This is a genomic window from Actinomadura sp. B10D3, from assembly GCF_039871695.1.
Lineage (GTDB): Bacteria > Actinomycetota > Actinomycetes > Streptosporangiales > Streptosporangiaceae > Spirillospora > Spirillospora madurae.
Genome location: NZ_JBDPLY010000011.1, coordinates 21264 through 41621 on the forward strand (window position 1 = coordinate 21264; position 20358 = coordinate 41621).

The following is a 20358-nucleotide window of genomic DNA, read 5'->3' on the forward strand; positions in this document are numbered from 1 at the left end:
CGAGAGGCCCGTTCGGCGGCCGGTGTGGAGCGCGCCCGGCGGAGGGAGCGTCCGGTATCCGGAGGTCACGACAAACGCCACCGCCCTGCGTGCGGGCGGTGGCGCACTGTCGGCCTGTCAGCCGGAGGTGCCGTCCTTGCGGGCCTCCGTGCCGTACTCATCGGCGTAGTCGGCGTACTTCTCGGCGAGCTCGTCGTAGGAGTCGTCGCCGGAGTCGCTGACTCCCAGTTCGTCCTTCAGGCGGTCGAGGTCCGTGTTGCCGGTGTTGTACTTGAGCTGCCGGGCAACCTTTACCTGCTTGGCCTTGGCTCGGCCGCGACCCATTGGCTCGACCCCCTCGATGGTCAGGGCTTTCGTGGGCCCATCAACGCGCGCGTGTACCACACGAACCGGTGCCTGATGAGCCATGCGTCAGTCACGGGTACAACCGTACCCGTTTTGCGCCTGGCTCGGTACATCGACGGTACGTGGCGGCGCCCCTGTAGCTGATAACAACAGTGTATCCGGTGGTCACGAGTACCCGCCAAGGCCACCGCGGGACGGTCGTACACCGGCCCGCGGCGGCCCTCGCAACGGTTTTGCAACGGTCTAAACAGGTCTAGGAAGCGCATCCGTTCAGACCGGCATCGGTCGGACACTAAAGAAGAATGCCGCGAAGTCTCCCGATTTCGGACATCCGGCGCTCGGCGAGCCGGTCCGCGGCCACCGCCGGCGGGACGCCCTCGTCGGCGGCCAGCGCGAAGATCTTCCGGGTGGTGTCGTAGATCCCGGTCGCGCGGGCCTTGGCGCGGTCGAAGTTGAAGCCCTCGATCTCGTCGGCGACCTGGATGACGCCGCCCGAGTTCACCACGTAGTCGGGCGCGTACAGGACGCCGCGGTCGGCGAGACGCTTCTCGATACCGGTGTGGGCCAGCTGGTTGTTCGCGGCCCCGCAGACCACCTTGGCGCCCAGTACGGGCACCGTGTCGTCGTTCAGGGCCCCGCCGAGCGCGCACGGGGCGTACACGTCGAGATTCAGGCGGACCATCGCGTCGGCGTCCGCGACGACCTCCACCTCCGGGTGCAGGGACCGGACGCGGTCGACGGCGGCCTCGTTCACGTCGCAGATGACGACGTCCGCGCCGTCCTCGCGCAGGTGCTCGACCAGGCGGTGGCCGACCTTCCCGACCCCCTCGACACCGACGCGCTTGCCGCGCAGGGTGGGGGAGCCCCAGGCCGTCTCCGCCGCCGCCCGCATCCCCTGGAACACGCCGAACGCGGTGAGGATGGACGAGTCGCCCGCACCGCCGTGCGCGACCGTCCGGCCGGTGACGAAGCGGCACTCGCGCGCCACGATGTCCATGTCCTCGCTGAAGGTGCCGACGTCGCACGCGGTGTAGTACCGGCCGTTCAGCGACTGGACGAACCGTCCGTACGCGCGCAGCTTCGCCTCGGTCTTGTCGACCTCCGGGTCGCCGATGATGACGGCCTTGCCGCCGCCGAGGTCGAGTCCGGCGAGGGCGTTCTTGTACGCCATGCCGCGGGACAGGTTCAGCACATCGGCGAGCGCGTCCTCCTCGGAGCCGTACGGGTAGAAGCGGGTGCCTCCCAGGGACGGGCCGAGCGCGGTGGAGTAGATCGCGATGATGGCGCGCAGGCCGCTGGCCTCGTCCTGGCAGAAGACGACCTGCTCGTGTCGGGGTTCGGTGCCCTTGTGGGGCGCCCCGAAGACATTAGGCACGGTAGTGCCCTCCTCTCTGTCTCTAAGATCAGCCTAGGGTGCGTGATGGCGCCACGCCTGGCCGAATCTCGTGTAACGATGCGGTCGTGCTTCCGTACGCCGCGTACCTACGGGTTTATGAACCGGTGACCGCCTTCCCGGAGCCCGCGCGGACCCTGTGGACGGTCTACGCCGAGTCCAGGCGCCGTCCCAGGCGGATCCACGCGCTCGGGGTGGAGCACCGCGAGGCCGCGCTCAGGCTGACGGCCTCGCCTCCGGAGGTCGTCCCGGAGCGGGAGAGCAGGGACGCCTACGTGCGGCGCCTGGACGACATGATCTACGTGTGCCCGTGGGAGACCCGGCTGCGCTCCTGGCTGGCCTTCGAGCGGTTCAGGAACGAGCACGCGGCGGGCGTCGCGGCGGCGTTCGTCCCGCCGCCGCTGTCGGCACGGGTGATGGGCGATTTCGACCAGTGGAAGCGCTCCGGCCGGTCCCTGCGCCCGCACATCCTGACGAGCACCTGGCACGTCCCGCTGGACTGGTTCGTCCCTTTCGCCCGCGGCGAGCGCTGCCTGATGCTCGGCACGCCCGGCACCGGGTACCGCCGCCAGGACGAGGCGCCCGAGGAGCAGCCGGGGCACGGCCCGGCGACGGCCGCGCCCACGCGCACGCTCATCTACGTCACCTCGATGGGCGAGGCGCGCCGACGGGTGGCCGCCGCCCTCCCGGTGGTACGTGAGAACCTCGGCGACGGGACCGGGGACGTCTACCTCCTGTCGGCCGGCCGCCTGGAGACGCTCGGCCGGTGGCTCGGCGAGTTCCATCCGCGCGGGCTCGTGGAGCTCGACTACGGCGGGCTCGTCCATCTGCTGTCCGACGAGACCCTCCGCACGGACGAGTCGGTCGCCGAGATGACGGTCGCGCTCACCGGCATGGAGCGGGGGGAGGCCGAGCTGACCGTCGCGATGTACAAGCGTCTCCTGGCCCGCTGGCGGCCCGTCCGGGCGCTGGAGTCGGCGAACTAAAACAAATTTCCCGAATCTGCGCGCGATACGACTATACGTGTCGCTAGAATCACGCAGCGTGACCCAGGGACCACCAGACGGCCGCGGCGCCCCGCATCCGCGGGGATGTTTGCACGCAACTACCGCCGAGAACTTGCTTGTTGCGCTGAGTGGTGGCAAGGTTACACGTTGTGATGTCATAGTGGCTCTTTCGGGCCATAGGGGACATCAGTGACCGCGCGAGGAACAACCGCAGGATCGCTGTCATCGGTCCACGGAGGAGAGGCCGCAAACATGTCAGCACGTACGCCAGAGGCCGAGCCCCTGCTGACGCCGGCGGAGGTGGCGACGATGTTCCGCGTCGACCCCAAGACCGTCACGCGCTGGGCGAAGGCGGGGAAGCTCACGTCCATCCGGACGCTGGGGGGGCACCGCCGCTACCGCGAGGCGGAGGTGCGGGCGCTGCTCGCGGGGATCCCGCAGCAGCGCTCGGAGTAGGAAGCACCCATCGCGTCGTCTTGGGTGCCGGACGCCGGGGGTGCCCGGCATCCAGGACGGCGCGGCGATCGCCGGGGTCGTCGCGGACGCCGGCTGAGCTGGGCGGAATTTCGGACAATTCAGACTCGTGCGTCCACAAGCGGACACTAGGCCCCAGAAGGCTCCGCCGGCACGCGCGTCTCAGGAGGAGCCCAGCTCCTCCTGGGCCAGGCGGTCGAACAGGGCGCCCGTGCCCGGGTCGTGCCGCCCGGCGACCTGCATGATGACCACGAGCTGGTCGACGAGCAGCCGCTCCAGGTCGGGGCGGGGCACGTCGCGGTTCTCCAGCCAGTCCAGCCCGGCGGTCTCCACGGTCGCCATCCAGCAGCGCAGCGTGATGCGCAGGACGGGCGGCGGGACGTCCACGTCCAGGGAGTGCAGGATGCGGTCGAGGAGCAGCCGGCGGATGCCGTCGACGATCTCGCCCGCCTCGCCCGACCGGTCGGCCGGGCCGCCGCGCAGCAGCGCGGTGTAACCGGCCGCGTGGCTCTCCACGAAGTCGAAGTACCGCTTCAGGGAGATCCGCAGGCGCTCCAGCGGCTTGCCCTCGGTGGGCGGCTCCAGCAGCACCGACAGCTTCTTCGCGGCGCTGCCGAGGGCCGCGATGTACAGCTCGTACTTGCCGCCGAAGTAGTGGTAGACCAGCGCCCGCGAGGCGCCCGCCTTGGCCGCGACGTCGTCGATCGAGATGTCCTCGGGTGAGCGCGTGCTGAACAGTTGCAGCGCCGCCTCGATCAGCTCGTCCCGACGCTCGTCCACGCTGAGCCGGCGACGGCCCCGTCCGCCGCCCGTCCGGCCCCGCACCTTCTCACCGGGCACCTTCGCACCGGCCACCGCACGATCTCCCACCTGGGCAGCGTATCCCGAGCCGGGCCCGCGCGAGCCCCGCCGGGGGGCGGCGGAACAGGCTCTTCACCGGGTCGTGATCCCGTCCCGGCGCCGCTGTGATCCGGGACACCACAGGCCCGAACCCCCATTGCCGTATGCCCGTTACTCACTGTTGCGACGATTTGGGGGGAAGGCGCGGCATCATGGCATCTCCTCCCGAGCGGAGGGCGGCGCGCCGAACCCCTCACCGGCGCGCCGTCGCGGCAAATCCTGCAGGTCCCCCTGGACGGAGTGCCATGTCAGCTGATGAAGCGAATCCCCCGCACGACAGGAAGGGAGAGGGCGCGGTGCCACGGCCGCGCAGCGAACCCTCTCCCGCCCCGCGCGACGAGGGGAGGGCGGTGCCCGCGCCGAAACCGACGATCCGCAACGTCGCCGAGCGGGCCGGAGTGTCGAAGTCGCTCGTCTCCCTGGTGATGCGGGGGTCACCGCACGTGAGCGAGCGGCGCCGGCAGGCCGTCCTGCAGGCCGCCCGGGAACTCGGCTACCGGCCGAACGCCGTGGCGCGGAGCCTGGTCGAGGGGCGCACCCGGCTGGTCGGCGCCATCGTCGCCGACCTGCACAACCCGTTCTTCGCCGAGTTCCTCGACGGGCTGCAGGAGACCCTGCACGGCGCGGGCCTGCGGATGCTCGTCGGCAGCGGCCGCTGGGACCCGATGTTCGAGGCCGAGGCGGTCGAGGCGTTCCTGGAGATGCGGGTGGACGGGCTGGTGCTGCTCAGCGTCGTCCCGGAGTCGCTCAAGGAGGCCGCGGCGAGCGTCCCCGTGGTGGTCGTCGGGGAACGCGACGTCGTCGGCGTCGACATCGTCGTGGACGACGACGAACTCGGCGCCAGCCTGGCCGTCGACCACCTCGTCGAGCTCGGCCACCGCCGCATCGCGCACATCGAGGGCGCCCGCTCCACCACCGCCCGCTACCGCCGCGCAGGCTACGAGAAGGCGATGCGCCGGCACGGGCTGGGCGAGGAGATCGTCGCCGAGCCCGGCGACTTCACCGAGGACGGCGGCTACCGCGCCGCGGGCGCGCTGCTGCGCCGCGACCCCCGCCCGACCGCGATCTTCGCCCCGAACGACCTGGTCGCCACCGGCGCGCTGTCGGCCGCCGACGAGCTCGGCATGCGCGTCCCCGAGGACCTGTCGATCGTCGGGTACGACAACACCCATCTCGCCGCGATCCGGCACATCTCTCTCACGAGCGTGGACCAGCCGCGCCGCGACATGGGACGCGTGGCCGCCGAGCTGCTCACCGCGCGCATCGGCGACCCGTCCCGGCCAGCCCGGCAGAACCTGGTGGTCCCGCACCTGGTGGTCCGCTCGACGACGGGGCCCGCTCCCACCGCCCCGTAGTCCGCCCGCGCGCCGCAGGACGTCCCCCCGCCTCATCTCGCTTCCCGCAGCACCCCACCCGTCCCGGTCCATGAACGGCGCGGGCGCGCGGCCGCGTGCCCACCGCCGGTATGGCTTGGGTACGCGCCGGGTAAGGGGGCGGCCAAACCTGCCGTATTCAGCGGCCCGCGCCCCGCCGGCGGGGGGTTAATGGGACTCATCGCCGGCGGGCGGTCCCGGGCGGCCTCGGCGCAGGCCGCCCGGACGGGACCCCGCCGGCGGACCGGAGAGTCGTGTCCACCCAGGGGGGTTCAGCTCGTGCGTGATCCGGAACTGGTGTCGTGCGCGCAGCGCGCGGCGAGCGAATTGGAACGCGCGTGGTCGGAGTGGCGGCACGCGCGCGGCCTGGCCGAGCAGGTGTCGGAGTCCGTCGCCAGCTACGTGGCCCATTCGATCGACCACCCGTGGGGCCGTCCCCGGGTCGTCCTCGGCCTGGACGCGGACGAGGCCCGCGCCCTCGCCGCGCTGCTCGGCAAGGAGGACCCGCTCCGCTGAGCGGGACGGGTTCGGCGGAGTTCGTTTGACGTACCTCCCGCGGCGTGCAGACTGTCAGGGTCGGTAACGAAGGCGTCACGGAGGAAACGGCCTGTGCGAATCCATCAAGGCGGCCCGGCGGTCGCCGGTATCGCGCTGTGCCTGGGCGCGCTCACCGCGTGCGGCGGCTCCTCCGGGGAGGCCGGAGGGGCCGGCCAGGCGGCGCCGCCGACCGCCGGCGCGGCGCCCGGAGGCGGCGGGTCGACCGCGGAGGGCGGCGGCGGGGCGCCGTCGCTGGACGGCAAGGTGGTCGTGATCGACCCCGGCCACAACGGCGGGAACGCCTCGCACCCGGCCGAGATCCGCAAGAAGGTCAAGATCGGCAACGGCAGCAAGGAGTGCGACACGGCCGGCACCGCCACCAAGGGCGGCTACGCCGAGCACGCCTTCACCTGGGACGTCTCCAACCGACTCGCCAAGATCCTGCGCTCCCGCGGCGCCAAGGTCGCGCTGACCCGCAAGGACGACAAGGGCGTCGGCCCGTGCATCACCGAGCGCGCCGCGCTCGGCAACCGGATGAAGGCCGACGCCGCGGTGTCGATCCACGCCGACGGCGCGTCCTCGTCCGGGCACGGCTTCCACATCATCGAGCCGATCTCCATCGGCCGCAACGCCACGATGGTGTCCAGGTCCGCCGAGCTCGGCAAGGCCCTGCGGGACGCCTACCACGACGGCACCGGCATCGCCTACTCCAACTACCTCGGCAAGAAGGCCATCGACCGCCGCGACGACCTCGGCGGCCTCAACATGTCGACGGTCCCGAAGGTCTTCATCGAGTGCGGCAACATGCAGAACAAGGACGACGCCGCGAAGCTGTCCAGCGCCGCGTTCCGGCAGCGGATCGCCGAATCCCTGGCCAAGGGCTTCCAGAAGTACCTGACCCAGGGCTAGCCGTCTCGGGGAGGATGGGCGGGTGCCTGATCTTCGTCGTGTGCGTGAGCTGTTGCTGGGGAGCGGTTACACCGTCGCCGGGGTGCGCGAGCTCCTCGGCCCCGTCGCGGGCGGGGCGCTGGCCCGGGACGAGATCGTCCCGGCGCTGCGCGCGACGCGCGGCGGGTCGCCGGTCGAGGTGCTGACGCGGCTGTTCTGGCTGCAGGTGCCCGTGGAGGCGGGGGCCGTCCCGGACGAGCTGGTCGCGGCGGGACTCGCGGAGAGGTCCGGCGGAGAGGCGCGGGCGCTGCTGCGCGTCGAGCCGCTGGAGGCGGTCGGCGGGGACGGGCACGCCGGATACGCCGTGTCCGATCTGTCGGTGCGGCCGGGGGCCGGCGGCGTCCCGGCGGACGATCACGTGGTGGGTGCGGGCGGCGCGTCCGGGAATCTGGCGCGGCTGGTTGTCCACAGGCCTGTGGACAACGTGCTCGACCTCGGGACCGGATGCGGCGTCCAGGCGGTGCATCTGGCGGGCCGCTCTCCGGGCGCGCGCATCACCGCGACGGACGTCGACCCGCGCGCTCTGGACCTCGCCGCGATGAGCTTCGCGCCGTCCGGAGTGGAGGGCGCCGAACTCCTGCGCGGGTCACTGCTGGAGCCCGTCCGGGGGCGCCGGTTCGATCTGATCGTGTCCAATCCGCCGTTCGTCGTGGCGCCGTCCGCCGGCCCCCGGTTCACCTACCGGGAGTCGGGCATGCCGGGCGACGACTTCTGTCGGCGGCTCGTGGAGGGCGCCGCGCGGTACCTGAACGACGGTGGATATTGCCAGCTCCTGGCCAACTGGCTGCATGTCGGCGGGGTTCCGTGGGAGGAGCGCGTCGGGGCGTGGGTGGACGGCTGCGACGCGTGGATCGTCCAGCGGGACGTCCAGGATCCGGCGGAGTACGCCGAGTTGTGGCTCCGGGATTCGTGCGAGGCCGGCACTCCCGAATACCGGGTGCGCTACGAGGCGTGGCTCGATCATTTCGACCGGCTCGGCGTCACCGGGATCGGGTTCGGCTGGATCACGTTGCGGCGGAGCGACCGCCCGGCCGTCCGGATCGAGGAGCTTCGGCACGCGGTGGAGGAGCCCGTCGGCGCGTACGTTCCCGAGGTGCTGGACGGCCTCGCCGCGGGCGCGGAGTTTTCCACAGGCTGTGGACGGACGCTGTCAGCGGCGCCCGGTCTCGTCCAGGAACAGATCGGGGCTCCCGGCGCCGAGGATCCGGAGCGGATCGTCCTCCGGCAGACCGGGCGGCTCCGCCGTGCCGCCGGCGTCGGCACGGTCGAGGCCGGCCTCGCCGGGGTCTGCGACGGCGGCCTGCCCCTCGCCCCGCTCCTCGACGCCATCGCCCAGCTCACCGGGATGGAGCCGGACGAGGTGCGCGCGCACGCCGACGCCGTCCTGCCGGAACTCATCGCCGACGGCTTCTTCGTCCTTCCGGAGTCGCCGTGACCGGCGCCCGTGGGCGGTGCGGCTAGCGGCGTGCCTCGGTGAGGGTGCGGAAGGCGCCGGCGCGCAGGCGGCGGGCGAGGCCGCGGTTGACGCGGTGCGCCCAGAGCGGGCCGCCGTAGATCATGCCGGTGTAGCCCTGGACGAGGGTCGCGCCCGCGCGGACGCGCTCCCACACGTCGTCGGCCGTCTCGACGCCGCCGACCGAGACGAGCGTGAGCCGCCCGCCGGTGCGGGCGCGCAGCCGGCGCAGGACCTCCAGCGACCGGTCCTTCAGCGGTGCGCCGGACAGCCCGCCGGTCTCCTTGGCCAGCGCGGGCGGGCTGAGCAGGGCGTCGCGGCTCACGGTGGTGTTGGTCGCGATGATGCCGTCCAGGCCGAGGTCGAGGGCGAGGTCGGCGACCGCGTCGATGTCGTCGTCCGCCAGGTCCGGCGCGATCTTGACCAGCAGCGGGACGCGGCGCGGCGCGGACCGGTCGGCGGCCTCGCGGACCGCGGTCAGCAGCGGGCGCAGATGCTCGACGGCCTGCAGGTTCCGCAGGCCGGGCGTGTTGGGGGAGCTGACGTTGACGACGAGGTAGTCGGCGTGCGGCGCCAGCCGCTCGGTGCTCGCCACGTAGTCGGCGGCGGCCGAGGCCTCGGGCACGGCCTTGGTCTTGCCGATGTTGGCACCGACGACCGTCCGGGCGGACCGCCCCGCGAGGCGGCGGGCGGCCGCCTCGGAGCCCTCGTTGTTGAACCCCATCCGGTTGACGACCGCCCGGTCGGGGACGAGGCGGAACAGCCGGGGGCGCGGGTTGCCGGGCTGCGGGCGCCCGGTCACCGTCCCGATCTCGACGTGGCCGAACCCGAACGCGCCGAGCGCCTCGTAGGCGACGGCGTCCTTGTCGAACCCGGCGGCGAGGCCGAGCGGGCTCGGGAAGTCCAGGCCGAACGCGCGGACGGCCAGCGCCGGGTCGCGCGGGACGAGCAGCAGCCGCAGCAGCCGCACGGCGCCCGGCACCGCCTGGATCGCGCGCAGCCCGCGGATCGTCAGGTGGTGGACGGTCTCCGCGGGGACACGGGCGATGACCAGTGAGAACAGGAGTCGATACATCGTCCGCCAGTATCGCAGCCGGCGCCCGCGAAAACCCGTTGAGGGGGCGCGGAGCGGTGCCTACCCTGGCCGCGTGCTGATCAATGACGACGCCACCGCGTGGTGGCCCACTCCGCAGCGCGTGTACCGCGGCCGTCCCGCCGGCGGGTCCGGCCGGGACGCGATCGGCGTCTGAGCGACACGCTCCCGCGCCGGTCCTCCCTTCCGGGAGGCCGGCGCGGTCCGCTGTCCAGGGAGCTTCAGTGTCCGGTGCGGTTCAGTGTCCGCGGAAGACGCGGCGGAGCTGGAGCCGGACGTCGCGCCGCGCCTCGCGCATCGTCCGGCGGGCGGCGCGGACGGGGTCGCGCACCGCGACCCGCCACGTCCCGCGGATGCCGTGCCCGATGGGACGCAGCACGGTCACCCCCACCCAGCGCGCCGGGGCGACGACCAGCACCCTGAAGGGCGCGACGACGAGCGTCCGCCACAGCCAGCGCAGGATGCGGCCCGCGAGCCGCCACGTTCCGACGAGCGCCGCCACGATCGGTGCGAGCACGAACCGCCACAGGGCGCGGAGGGGCACGACGATCAGGACGTGCCCGAGCCACGCGATCCCGCGGCCGAGCAGGGCCACGCCCACCGCCAGCAGCCCGAGGCCCGCCGCGATCACGCCCCAGATCGCCGCGAGGACGGCGACGCAGCCCCGCCCGAACCAGGTCAGGCCGCTCCACACACCGCGGGCCAGCCAGGCGAGGACGCTCCAGATCCCCCGGAGCAGCCACACGAGGCCGAGGAGGGGCGGGCGCAGCACGTAGCGCCACAGCAGGCCGGCGGGCATGATCACCAGTACGCCGAGCAGCAGCCCGATGCCCTTCATCAGCAGCACGAGCCCGCGGCCGACGAGGCCGAGGCACCAGGCGAGCCCGTGCCCGAGGGCCCGCAGCGGGCGCAGGAGGACGAGTTCCAGGAGACGTCCGAGACCGCGCCCGGTCAGGGCGATGAACCGTCCGACGGGCGCGAGCAGTACCCGGTGGAACCAGCGTGCGAGCCGTCCGGAGCCGCGCCCGAGCCGGCGCAGGAAGCCGAGGACCACCACGACGGCCAGCCACCGCAGCGGCCGTATCACGAGGAGGTTGAACACCGCGCCGATCCCGCGCCCGATGGCGGCGAGGCCCCGCATCAGCCGGTTCCACCCGGCCCGGACGCCCCGGCCCACGATGACGAGCAGGTCGTGGACGAGGCGGACCGGCACCACCACGATCAGCGCGACGATCCGGGCGGGGACGACGATCCACGCCGGGCCGGGGCGCGGCTCGGGCCCACCGTCGCGCAGGTCCTTGCGCAGGTCCCTGCGCGGATCCTTGCTCAGGTCGACCCGTCCGCCGGGGGGTGTGTTTCCGGTGGTCACCGCTGCCTTCCTCACGATCGCCGTACGTATCCGACTCGGTACGCATCCGACCGGTTCCGCGGCGTTGAACCCGGTCCGCGGGCTTCACCGTACTGTTCCACGATCCAGGAGAGCGGTGCGGCGGCTCCCCGTGATCGACGTGCGGGACCCGGAACCGGAGCCGGGGCCCTGACGACCTGGAGGACCACGACATGAGATTCCCACGTTGGGCGATCCCCGCTGCGGCCGCCCTGACGGCGACGGGACTGGTGCTGTCCGCGTGCGGGCAGGAGAAGGCCGGGGGGAAGCAGAACGCCGCGGGATCGCAGGCGCAGGCCCGGCCGTCCACCGAGCCGTCGCCGTCGCCGGTGCCGAAGCCGTCCGCCCTGGAGGTCGCCAGCGTCACCGAACTCGGCAAGGTCGTCACCGACGGCGCGGGGAGGACGCTCTACCGCTTCGACAACGACACCGCCCGCCCGCCCGCGTCCACCTGCGCCGGGGCGTGCGCCAAGGCGTGGCCGCCGGTGGAGGCCGGTTCTGGGGAGACCGAGGTCACGGGCGTCGAGCAGTCGCTGGTCGGCAAGGTGAAGCGCCCGGACGGGAAGTGGCAGGTCACGCTCGCCGGATGGCCGCTGTACCGGTACGCGAAGGACCAGAGCCCCGGCGACACCAAGGGGCAGGGCGTCGGCGGCACCTGGTACGCGGCGGCGCCGACCGGCAAGAAGGCCGCGCCGGTCAAGAAGGCGAACGACAACCGCTGGAAGGGCTGGACGGTCGTCAAGGCCAGGCGGGATCCGAAACTCGGGATGATCCTGACCGACGGCAAGGGCCGGACGCTCTACCGGTTCGACAAGGACACCGACAAGCCGCCCACGACGACCTGCTTCGGCTCGTGCAAGAAGGCGTGGCCGCCGGTCGTGTTCAACGGGTTCAAGAAACTCAAGGTCGAAGGCGTCTCCAAGAAACTCGTCGACTTCATCGAGCGCAAGGACGACGGCAAGTGCCAGCTCACCATCGACGGCTGGCCCATGTACTACTACGAGAAGGACGAGCAGCCGGGCGACACGAAGGGCCAGGGCGTCGGCGGCGTCTGGTGGGCCACGCAGCCGTCCGGCAAGCGCGCCACCGGCTCGGGTTCCGGTTCGGGGACCGGTGACGGAGGAAGCGGCGGAGGTTACGGGTCGGGCGGCGGCTACTAGGCCGCCACCGCGCCACCGCCCCACAGGCGAAGGCGCGGAGGGCTCGCGGGTCGGTCGGGGTCCGCGATCTCTCCGCGCCTTCTTCATACCGGCCGACAAGAAGAATGTAACGTCGAGGACAGGTCGCCCCCATATGCCGTTCTGCCACGTAGCAGAAGGGCAGGGAACATTCGATCGGTGAGCCTTTAGCAGGAGCTTTCCGACGGCTGGCGGGAACGTGCTCCAGTTTGCTCCGTTGCTCATTGCCGGATCGCTCCGCGCCACCTGGCATTCTGCTTTCGGCGCCCATTTATCCGGCTTCTGTCATGCTCTCCCGGGTGCCATTCTGAATGCAACCCCGGCCGGCCCGGGAAGCCGGTCCAGGGGATGCACGAGGCGGAGGGCATCATGACGGTCGTCCCAGCACCCGTCCCGGAACCGCGGGTCCCGGAGCGTCCCGTGGACATCCGGTTGACGTTCCGGCTGCTGCTCGCCGTCGACATCCAGGGCTACAGCCTCCGCACGCCGCGCATGCAGGTGGCGGCCCAGCTCGACCTGCTGGACGCCATGGAGCGGGCCGCGGCGGACGCCGGGCTGGACCGCGCCGCCTGGGCGCAGCAGGTCGCCGGGGACGGTGTGCTGGCGGTGCTGCCGGACGACGCCGACATCGTCACCGTCACCGGCGTCTTCGCCCCCGCCCTCGAACGCGCGCTCGCCGCCCTGGAGGAGCGCGGCGGCCCGGGGCGGCGGCTGCGGGTGCGGCTCGCGCTCCACCACGGGGCGCTCATCATCGGATGGCCGGCGGTGCTGGGGCCGGCCGGGCACGCGCCGGTCGTCGTGAGCCGCCTCCTCGACGCCCGGCCGGTGCGCCGGTACCTGGACGCCCATCCGGAGCGGAACGTGGCGCTCATCGTCTCGGACCTGATCTACCACGACGTGGTGGACAGCGGGCTCTGCGCACTCCCGCCGACCCTGTTCCGGCAGGTCAGGACGGTCATCAAGGGAGTCCAGCACGCGGGCTGGCTGTACGACCCGGGACGCGTCCCGGCGTGACCCTTGTGGTTGGTGGTCCGCATGTGGTCTGCTTTGCCGTCCGATTACTCTTTGGATCTCGACAGTCACCGAGTCCGGTGTTCGAATGGAGATCCATCCCGCCCGGGCCGCGGTCCGGCGAAGTGCCGCGGTGCGGCGGGTGGCTGCGGGAGGCCCCATGGTCGAGCGAGTCGGACGAGCGAAGCTGGACGGGCCGGGACGCGCCCGGCGGCGGACGAGGGCCACCGGGCGGCACGGCCCGCCGGGACGGTTGCGGGCGGCGCTGGCCCTGGCCCTGGTGGCCGGAGGGCTGTCGGCCTGCGGGGGCGGCGGCGGGGCGCCCAAGCTCACCTGGTACATCAACCCCGACGACGGCGGGCAGGCGGCCATCGCGAAGTCCTGCACGCAGGCGGCGGGCGGCAAGTACCGGATCGAGACGTCGCTGCTGCCGAACGACGCGACCCAGCAGCGCGAGCAGCTGATCAGGCGGCTGGCGGCCAAGGACTCCGGGCTCGACCTGATGAGCCTCGACCCGGTGTTCGTGGCGGAGGCGGCCAACGCCGGGTTCCTGCGCCCGTTCACCCAGAGCGAGGCCGCGCCGCTGACCGAGGGCGTGTTCGAGACCGCGGTGCAGAGCTCCACGTGGGAGGGCAAGCTCTACGCGGCGCCGTTCTGGGCCAACACCCAGCTGCTCTGGTACCGCAAGTCGGTGGCGCAGAAAGCGGGCATCGACCCGAACGCGCCCGACTTCACCTGGGACAAGCTGATCGACGCGGCCATCCGCACCAACACCACGATCGGGGTCCAGGGCAACCGGTACGAGGGCTACATGGTGTGGATCAACGCCCTGATCGCGTCCGCCGGCGGCCGGGTCATCAGCGACGTGGAGAAGGGCGACGAGGCCACCATCGACATCGACTCGCCCGCCGGGCGGCAGGCGGCGTCGATCATCCGGAAGCTGGCCCGGTCGTCCGCGGCGAGCCCGACGCTGTCCACCGACATCGAGGAGCAGTCCCTGTCGACGATCAACGGGCCGCGCGGCGGCTTCCTGCTCAACTGGGGCTACGTCTGGCGGTCCGAGAAGAGCGACGCCGAGGCGGGCACCATCAGCAAGAGCATCGTCGACGACCTGGCCTGGGCGCGGTATCCGAGGGTGAACCCGCAGCAGGAGAGCAAGCCGCCGTTCGGCGGCATCGAGATCGGCGTCGGCGCGTACGGCAAGCACCACGACCTGGCGGTGGAGGCCGTCCGCTGCATCACCTCACCGGCGAACATGAAGCAGTACATGCTCGACGAGGGCAACGTCGCCGCCCGGCCGGCGATCTTCGACGATCCCGACATCCTCAAGGAGTTCCCGATGGCCCCGCTGATGCGGGACTCCATCGCCGCGGCGTCCCCCCGTCCCGCCACGCCCTACTACACGGACGTCTCCGGCGCCATCCAGAACCGGTGGCATCCGCCGGCGTCGGTGAACCCGGCCACCACGCCCGGCGCGTCGGCCCGGTTCATCCGGGAGGTCCTGCAAGGCAAGGCCCTGCTCTAACGGAGGTGTCGGGATGACGTCCGCAGATACGACGCTGAAGCGTCCGGCCGGCGCCCCCGCCCGGGCGGAGATCTCCGACCGCGGCCGGGCCGAGCGCAGGCTGGGGCTGCTGCTGTCGGCGCCCGCGGTGATCGTGATGCTGGCGGTCACCGCGTACCCGCTGCTCAACGCGCTGTACCAGTCGCTGTTCAGCTACCGGATCACCGCGCCCGACGACCGGCGGTTCGTCGGCCTCGGCAACTACGCGACCGCCCTGTCGGACCCGCTGTTCTGGCAGACCGTGTTCACCACCCTCGTCATCACCGTGATCACGGTGGGGGTCGAGCTGGTCATCGGATTCGCGCTGGCGATGGTGATGCACCGCGCCGTCTTCGGGCGCCGGACGGTGCGGACCGCGATCCTGCTGCCCTACGGCATCGTCACGGTCATCTCCGCGTTCGCCTGGAAGTACGCCTTCGACGTGCAGTCGGGGTTCGTGAACTCCTGGTTCGGGCTCGGCGACTTCGCCTGGTTCTCCGACCGCTGGGCCGCGCTGTTCGTGATCATCCTGTCGGAGATCTGGAAGACGACCCCGTTCGTGTCGCTGCTGCTGCTCGCCGGGCTGGCGCAGGTGCCGCGCGACCTCGGCGAGGCGGCGACCGTCGACGGCGCCACCGCGTGGCAGCGTCTGAAGCGGGTCACGATCCCGAACATGAAGGCCGCGATCCTCGTCGCGGTGCTGTTCCGGACGCTGGACGCGTGGCGGATCTTCGACAACGTGTTCATCATGACGGCGGGCCAGGAAAAGACCCAGGTGCTGTCGTTCCTCACCTACCAGCAGATCATCACCCGGACGGAGCTCGGCCTCGGCAACGCGGTCGGCGTCCTGCTGTTCCTGTCGGTGGTGCTGATCGCGGCGCTGTTCATCAAGGGGTTCCGGGTGGACCTGTCCCAAGTGCGAGGTGACCGCTGATGGAGACGACGCGTTCGAGGTCGCTGTGGATCGTCGCCTCGCTGCTGATCCTGGTGTGGACGGCGTTCCCGATCCTGTGGATCGTGATGCTGTCGTTCAAGACGCCCAGCGAGATCGGCAACGTCCAGGGGTTCTTCCCGCAGGACTGGACGTGGCAGAACTACGAGACGGTGTTCAAGACCGACCTGTTCACCTCGGCGCTGATCAACTCGATCGGCATCTCGCTGATCGCCACGTTCGTCGGCGTGGTGTTCGCGACGCTGGTCGCCTACGCGATCGCCCGGCTGGAGTTCCCCGGCAAGAAGATCATCCTGTCGTTCGCGCTGGCCATCGCCATGTTCCCGGTCGTGTCGCTGGTCGGGCCGCTGTTCGACCTGTGGCGCAACGTCGGCCTGTACGACACCTGGCCGGGCCTGATCATCCCGTACATCTCGTTCGCGCTGCCGCTCGCGATCTGGACGCTGTCGGCGTTCTTCCGCGAGATCCCGTGGGAGATGGAGCAGGCCGCGCAGGTGGACGGGGCCACGAGCTGGCAGGCGTTCCGCAAGGTGATCGTCCCGCTGGCGGCGCCCGGCGTGTTCACCGCGGCGATCCTGACCTTCTTCTTCTGCTGGAACGACTTCGTCTTCGGCATCTCGCTGACGTCCACCGACAACGCGAGACCGGTGCCGGCGGCGCTGGCGTTCTTCACCGGGGAGTCCTACTTCGAGCAGCCCACGACCGCGATCTGTGCCGCCGCCGTCGTGGTCACGGTCCCGGTCGTGATCATCGTCCTGCTGTTCCAGCGTCGCATCGTGGCCGGGCTGACGTCCGGCGCCGTCAAGGGCTGAGGGGAAGACCATGGCCGCCATCACCATGAAGAACATCGTCAAGCAGTACGGCGACGGCTTCCCGGCCGTGAACGACGTGTCCCTGGACGTGCGGGACGGCGAGTTCATGATCCTGGTCGGCCCGTCCGGCTGCGGGAAGTCCACCCTGCTGCGGATGATCGTCGGGCTGGAGGACATCACGTCCGGCGAGATGGTCATCGGCGACCGGGTCGTCAACAAGGTGGCGCCGCGCGAGCGGAACCTGTCGATGGTGTTCCAGAACTACGCGCTGTACCCGCACCTGACCGTGTTCGAGAACATCGCGTTCCCGCTCCGGCTCGCCAAGACCTCCGACGACGAGGTGCAGCGCCGCGTGAAGGAGACCGCCGAACTGCTGGAGCTGACCGAGCACCTGGACCGCAAGCCGGCGAACCTGTCCGGCGGGCAGCGGCAGCGGGTCGCGATGGGGCGCGCGATCGTCCGGCAGGCGGACGCGTTCCTGTTCGACGAGCCGCTGTCGAACCTGGACGCGAAGCTGCGCGGGCAGATGCGCACCGAGATCTCGCGCCTCCAGCGGCGGCTCGGCACCACGACCGTGTACGTCACGCACGACCAGACGGAGGCGATGACGCTCGGCGACCGGGTCGCGGTGCTGCGCAAGGGCGTCCTGCAGCAGGTCGGAAGCCCGCGCGAGCTGTACGAGGAGCCCGTGAACCTGTTCGTCGCGGGGTTCATCGGGTCGCCGTCGATGAACTTCCTGCCCGCGTCCGTGAACCGAGCCGGAGGCGAGTCGGGGGGCGCGGGGGGCGCGGGGGGTCGCCCCCCCTCGGGCAGCACAGACGGGGCGTTCCTGGAAACGCCGCTCGGCCGGTTCGAGTTGCGCGACGAGCGGAAGGTCGCCGCCATCGGCGATCGGTCCGTCGTGCTCGTCGGCATCCGTCCCGAGCACTTCGAGGACGCCTCCCTCGTCGGCGAGGAGAAGAAGGGGCGGGGCAGCGTCGTCCGGGCCCGGGTGGACGTGACGGAATGGCTGGGCAACGAGCTGTACGCCTACGTCCCCTACGAGGCGCCCGAGGACCTCGCCGCGCAGCTGCGCGACCTGTCCCGGGAGCTCGACAGCGACCAGCTCCGCACGCAGGCCGTCGTGTCGCTGGACGCGGCCAGCCTGATCGCGCCGGGGCGCGAGGCGGAGCTGTGGATCGACACCACCCGCGCGCACATCTTCGACCCGGCCACGGGCGAGAACCTCACCCGGGACGAGGAGCGCGTCACGCAGCTCGGCCGCATCGCCGAGGACGCGCGGGTCGCGGGCCGGGAGGCGCAGCAGGAGCCGGCGGGCGGCGTGTCCGGGGACGGGGACGAAGGCGGGGTGTCCGTCGCGGAACCGTGACCGATGCACTTCGTCTTCACCCCGCCCGGGGAGTCGGCGGCCGGTCTGCTCGACCTGCCGTGGACGGTGCCGCTCGCCGAGTGGGACGACGCGCGGCTGGTCGAGATCAGGCAGCGCGGCCTGTCCCGCCACACGGTCAGGTTCGTGGCCGAGGGCGGGGCGGTTTACGCGCTGAAGGAGCTGGACGCGCGGCTGGCGCGCCGGGAGTACCGGCTGCTGCGTGAGCTGCGCTCCCTCGGCCTGCCCGCGGTCGAGGTGATCGGCGTGGTGGTCGACCGTCCCGACCGGCAGGACGCCATCCTCGTCACGCGCTTCCTCGACCACTCCTCGTCCTACCGCGCGCTGTTCGCCAACGCGCGGTACTCCCATCCCACGGACCGGCTACTGGACGCGCTGGTGGAGCTCCTCGTCCGGCTCCACCTGGCGGGCTTCATGTGGGGCGACTGCTCGCTGTCGAACGTCCTGTTCCGCCTGGACGCGGGCGCGTTCGCCGCCTACCTGGTGGACGCGGAGACCGCCGAGCTGCACCCGGCCCTCTCCGAGGGGCAGCGCGACTATGACGTCTCGCTGGCGCGCGAGCGGATCGCGGGGGAGCTGTTCGACCTGGCGGCGGCGGGCACCCTCCCTGACGACGTCGACCCGATCGACGTCGCGGACGACGTGGTCCGCCGGTACGAGGGGCTCTGGGACGAGCTGACCCGCGAGGAGATCCTGCACCCGTCCGACCAGCGCTACCGCATCGCGGAGCGGCTCCGCCGCATCAACTCCCTGGGGTTCGACGTGGATGAGGTGGAGCTGGTGGACGCCGGGCCGGAGGGGGCGCGGTTGCGCGTGCGCACCCGCGTCGCCGAGCCGGGCCACCACCGCCGCATCCTCCTGGCCCGCACCGGGCTGGACGCGCAGGAGAACCAGGCGCGGCGCCTGCTCAACGACATCGCCGCCTTCCGCGGGCATCTCGAACGCCTGCACGGCGGCCCGGTGCCGGAGGTCGTGGCGTCCAACCAGTGGCTCGCCGAGGTGTACGAACCCGTCATCAAGGCGATCCCGCCGGATCTCCGCGACCGCCTGGACGACGTCGAGCTGTTCCACGAGGTCCTCGAACACCGCTGGTACCTGTCGGAGAGGTCGGGCCGGGACGTCGGCACGTCCACGGCGGCCCAGGACTACTTCGCGTCCGTGCTGCCGACCATCCCCGCCGATCTGACCGAGAGCGGCCGCCCTCCTGACACGACCAGTTGATCCTTTCTGGCACGATCGGGGACATGTACGAGCGCTTCGCCCGCGAATACGCGGCCCATGCCGAGGCCAGCGCCTACAACGCCCTCTACGACCGTCCCGCGGTGCTCGGTCTCGCCGGGGACGTCGCCGGCCGCAGCGTCTTCGACGCCGCCTGCGGACCCGGCCTCTACGCGCGGGAGCTCCTGGACCGCGGCGCGCGCGTCACCGGCTGCGACGTGAGCCCCACCTTCGTCGAGCTGGCCCGCGCCCGCACCGGGGGCCGCGCCGACCTGCGCGTGCACGACCTCTCCCGGCCGCTGACCTGGGTGGCGGACGGCTCGGCCGACCTCGTCGTCCTGGCGCTGGCGATCCACTACATCGACGACCGGGTGGCCCTGCTGAAGGAGTTCCGGCGGATCCTGAGGCCGTCGGGGGCGCTGGTGCTGTCCACCGAGCACCCGACGATGGGATGGGTGCGCCTCGGCGGCTCCTACTTCACCGAGGAGCCGGTGGAGGAGTCGCTGAGCGACGAGCGGGACTGGCCCATCCGGGCCTGGCGGCGGCCGCTGACGTCGATCTGCGCCGAGTTCCGCGAGGCCGGCTTCCTCATCGAGGAACTTCTGGAGCCCCGCCCGGTCCCCGAGATGGCGGACCGCTACCCGGAGGACCACGCCACGCTGGAGGCCCTCCCGGCGTTCCTGGCCTTCCGCCTCGTCCCGGCTCCCCGGTGACCTTCCGGCAGGGTCAGCCGGGCGATCAGTGCAGGTCGATGGAGACTGCTCGAAGTAAAACCTCAAACCACGGGCAGCCGGACGTCAGCGGAGCGGCTTCACCAGGAGCTCGAACTCCAGGTCGTCCCGCTTCGGGATGCCGAAGCGCTCGTCGCCGTAGAAGAAGGGATGCTTCTCGCCGGTCCGGGCGTATCCGCGCCGGACGTACCAGGCGATCAGCTCCTCGCGGACGCTGATCACCGTCATGCGCATCTCGTCGGCGTCCCACTCCTCGCGGGCCAGGCGCTCCGCCTCGGCCAGCACCTTCGAGCCGAGCCCGCCGCGCTGGGCGGCGGGGGCCACGGCGAACATGCCGAAGTGGGCGTGCCCGTCGCGGTTCTCCAGCTGGCAGCAGGCGACCGGGCCGTCGCCGGTCTCGGCGACCAGCATCCGGCTTCCGGGTCCGCTCACCGCGTCCGCGACCATGTCCGCGTCGGTGCGCTGACCGCCGAGGATGTCGGCCTCGGATGTCCATCCGGTGCGGGCGGAGTCGCCGCGGTAGGACGACTCGACGAGCGTGACGAGCGCCGGGACGTCGGCCGGCGTCGCCGAGCGGAAGGTGAAGTTCGGAGTGCTCACAGCCGGGACTCTAGCC

At 71.8% G+C, this 20358-nt stretch carries 20 protein-coding genes; 14 read left to right on the plus strand and 6 right to left on the minus strand.

Annotated elements, in window-relative coordinates; all coding sequences use genetic code 11:
• Positions 1–117 precede the first annotated feature (117 nt).
• Positions 118–324: a DUF3073 domain-containing protein gene (locus ABGB11_RS18050; RefSeq protein WP_347634152.1), complete on the minus strand. Its 207-nt coding sequence runs from the start codon at positions 322–324 to the stop codon at positions 118–120.
• Positions 325–637: 313 nt separating this feature from the next.
• The gene (locus ABGB11_RS18055) at positions 638–1720 is read right to left on the minus strand and encodes a Glu/Leu/Phe/Val dehydrogenase dimerization domain-containing protein (RefSeq protein WP_347634154.1); all 1083 of its coding nucleotides are present in this window, start codon (positions 1718–1720) and stop codon (positions 638–640) included.
• An 86-nt stretch (positions 1721–1806) separates the two neighbouring features.
• Between ABGB11_RS18055 and ABGB11_RS18060 the strand changes: the two genes are divergently transcribed.
• Both ABGB11_RS18060 and bldC read left to right on the plus strand, forming a co-directional pair.
• A complete protein-coding gene (locus tag ABGB11_RS18060) occupies positions 1807–2724 on the plus strand; it encodes a hypothetical protein (protein WP_347634156.1) in 918 nt (305 codons plus the stop codon).
• 273 nt (positions 2725–2997) lie between these two features.
• Positions 2998–3201, plus strand: coding sequence for a developmental transcriptional regulator BldC (gene bldC / locus ABGB11_RS18065; protein ID WP_012850682.1), 204 nt, complete (start codon positions 2998–3000; stop codon positions 3199–3201).
• 180 nt (positions 3202–3381) lie between these two features.
• Here bldC and ABGB11_RS18070 read toward each other — a convergent pair whose 3' ends face one another.
• Entirely contained in the window at positions 3382–4089 is a 708-nt protein-coding gene (locus ABGB11_RS18070) for a TetR/AcrR family transcriptional regulator (protein ID WP_347634160.1), read from the minus strand.
• 380 nt (positions 4090–4469) lie between these two features.
• Between ABGB11_RS18070 and ABGB11_RS18075 the strand changes: the two genes are divergently transcribed.
• The 4 genes from ABGB11_RS18075 to ABGB11_RS18090 all read left to right on the plus strand — a co-directional run bounded on the left by ABGB11_RS18075 (position 4470) and on the right by ABGB11_RS18090 (position 8412).
• Entirely contained in the window at positions 4470–5474 is a 1005-nt protein-coding gene (locus tag ABGB11_RS18075) for a LacI family DNA-binding transcriptional regulator (RefSeq protein WP_347634162.1), read from the plus strand.
• A 297-nt stretch (positions 5475–5771) separates the two neighbouring features.
• Positions 5772–6008, plus strand: coding sequence for a hypothetical protein (locus ABGB11_RS18080; protein ID WP_024934223.1), 237 nt, complete (start codon positions 5772–5774; stop codon positions 6006–6008).
• 93 nt (positions 6009–6101) lie between these two features.
• Positions 6102–6938 carry an N-acetylmuramoyl-L-alanine amidase gene (locus ABGB11_RS18085; RefSeq protein WP_347634165.1) on the plus strand — a complete coding sequence of 279 codons (837 nt, stop codon included), beginning with the start codon at positions 6102–6104 and terminating at the stop codon, positions 6936–6938.
• 40 nt (positions 6939–6978) lie between these two features.
• Complete coding sequence (locus ABGB11_RS18090; RefSeq protein ID WP_347634167.1) at positions 6979–8412, plus strand: methyltransferase; 1434 nt, start codon at positions 6979–6981, stop codon at positions 8410–8412.
• Between the two features lie 22 nt (positions 8413–8434).
• Here the strand turns inward: ABGB11_RS18090 and ABGB11_RS18095 are convergent, their stop codons facing one another.
• On the minus strand, positions 8435–9505 hold the full coding sequence (locus ABGB11_RS18095; protein ID WP_347634169.1) for a quinone-dependent dihydroorotate dehydrogenase: 1071 nt from the start codon (positions 9503–9505) through the stop codon (positions 8435–8437).
• A 256-nt stretch (positions 9506–9761) separates the two neighbouring features.
• Complete coding sequence (locus ABGB11_RS18100; RefSeq protein WP_347634171.1) at positions 9762–10892, minus strand: hypothetical protein; 1131 nt, start codon at positions 10890–10892, stop codon at positions 9762–9764.
• Between the two features lie 191 nt (positions 10893–11083).
• Here ABGB11_RS18100 and ABGB11_RS18105 point away from each other — a divergent pair, with 191 nt between their 5' ends.
• From ABGB11_RS18105 to ABGB11_RS18140, 8 genes are all read left to right on the plus strand, one after another.
• Positions 11084–12070, plus strand: a complete 987-nt coding sequence (locus tag ABGB11_RS18105; protein ID WP_347634173.1) for a hypothetical protein — start codon at positions 11084–11086, stop codon at positions 12068–12070.
• A gap of 387 nt (positions 12071–12457) precedes the next feature.
• The gene (locus ABGB11_RS18110) at positions 12458–13102 is read left to right on the plus strand and encodes a hypothetical protein (RefSeq protein WP_347634176.1); all 645 of its coding nucleotides are present in this window, start codon (positions 12458–12460) and stop codon (positions 13100–13102) included.
• A 157-nt stretch (positions 13103–13259) separates the two neighbouring features.
• Positions 13260–14624 (plus strand): extracellular solute-binding protein, encoded by a 1365-nt coding sequence (locus tag ABGB11_RS18115; protein WP_347634178.1) that lies wholly within the window; start codon positions 13260–13262, stop codon positions 14622–14624.
• A gap of 13 nt (positions 14625–14637) precedes the next feature.
• Positions 14638–15576, plus strand: a complete 939-nt coding sequence (locus ABGB11_RS18120; protein ID WP_347634180.1) for a sugar ABC transporter permease — start codon at positions 14638–14640, stop codon at positions 15574–15576.
• Complete coding sequence (locus ABGB11_RS18125; protein WP_347634182.1) at positions 15576–16406, plus strand: carbohydrate ABC transporter permease; 831 nt, start codon at positions 15576–15578, stop codon at positions 16404–16406. The genes ABGB11_RS18120 and ABGB11_RS18125 overlap by 1 nt, the downstream gene beginning before the upstream one ends.
• Before the next feature lie 10 nt (positions 16407–16416).
• Complete coding sequence (gene ugpC / locus ABGB11_RS18130; protein ID WP_347634184.1) at positions 16417–17775, plus strand: sn-glycerol-3-phosphate ABC transporter ATP-binding protein UgpC; 1359 nt, start codon at positions 16417–16419, stop codon at positions 17773–17775.
• 3 nt (positions 17776–17778) lie between these two features.
• Entirely contained in the window at positions 17779–19014 is a 1236-nt protein-coding gene (locus ABGB11_RS18135; RefSeq protein WP_347634186.1) for a DUF4032 domain-containing protein, read from the plus strand.
• Between the two features lie 23 nt (positions 19015–19037).
• Positions 19038–19724 (plus strand): class I SAM-dependent methyltransferase, encoded by a 687-nt coding sequence (locus tag ABGB11_RS18140; protein ID WP_347634188.1) that lies wholly within the window; start codon positions 19038–19040, stop codon positions 19722–19724.
• A gap of 84 nt (positions 19725–19808) precedes the next feature.
• On the opposite strand, the gene ABGB11_RS18145 is transcribed toward ABGB11_RS18140, so the two are convergent.
• The gene (locus ABGB11_RS18145; RefSeq protein WP_347634190.1) at positions 19809–20342 is read right to left on the minus strand and encodes a GNAT family N-acetyltransferase; all 534 of its coding nucleotides are present in this window, start codon (positions 20340–20342) and stop codon (positions 19809–19811) included.
• Between the last annotated feature and the right edge of the window lie 16 nt (positions 20343–20358).

Excerpts from the sequence above, each read along its gene's own strand:
- ABGB11_RS18050 (WP_347634152.1), bottom strand. The coding sequence starts at position 324 with ATGGGTCGCGGCCGAGCCAAGGCCAAGCAGGTAAAGGTTGCCCGGCAG.
- bldC (WP_012850682.1), top strand. The coding sequence starts at position 2,998 with ATGTCAGCACGTACGCCAGAGGCCGAGCCCCTGCTGACGCCGGCGGAG.
- ABGB11_RS18095 (WP_347634169.1), bottom strand. The coding sequence starts at position 9,505 with ATGTATCGACTCCTGTTCTCACTGGTCATCGCCCGTGTCCCCGCGGAG.
- ABGB11_RS18105 (WP_347634173.1), top strand. The coding sequence starts at position 11,084 with ATGAGATTCCCACGTTGGGCGATCCCCGCTGCGGCCGCCCTGACGGCG.
- ABGB11_RS18110 (WP_347634176.1), top strand. The coding sequence starts at position 12,458 with ATGACGGTCGTCCCAGCACCCGTCCCGGAACCGCGGGTCCCGGAGCGT.
- ABGB11_RS18115 (WP_347634178.1), top strand. The coding sequence starts at position 13,260 with ATGGTCGAGCGAGTCGGACGAGCGAAGCTGGACGGGCCGGGACGCGCC.
- ABGB11_RS18120 (WP_347634180.1), top strand. The coding sequence starts at position 14,638 with ATGACGTCCGCAGATACGACGCTGAAGCGTCCGGCCGGCGCCCCCGCC.
- ABGB11_RS18125 (WP_347634182.1), top strand. The coding sequence starts at position 15,576 with ATGGAGACGACGCGTTCGAGGTCGCTGTGGATCGTCGCCTCGCTGCTG.
- ugpC (WP_347634184.1), top strand. The coding sequence starts at position 16,417 with ATGGCCGCCATCACCATGAAGAACATCGTCAAGCAGTACGGCGACGGC.
- ABGB11_RS18135 (WP_347634186.1), top strand. The coding sequence starts at position 17,779 with ATGCACTTCGTCTTCACCCCGCCCGGGGAGTCGGCGGCCGGTCTGCTC.
- ABGB11_RS18140 (WP_347634188.1), top strand. The coding sequence starts at position 19,038 with ATGTACGAGCGCTTCGCCCGCGAATACGCGGCCCATGCCGAGGCCAGC.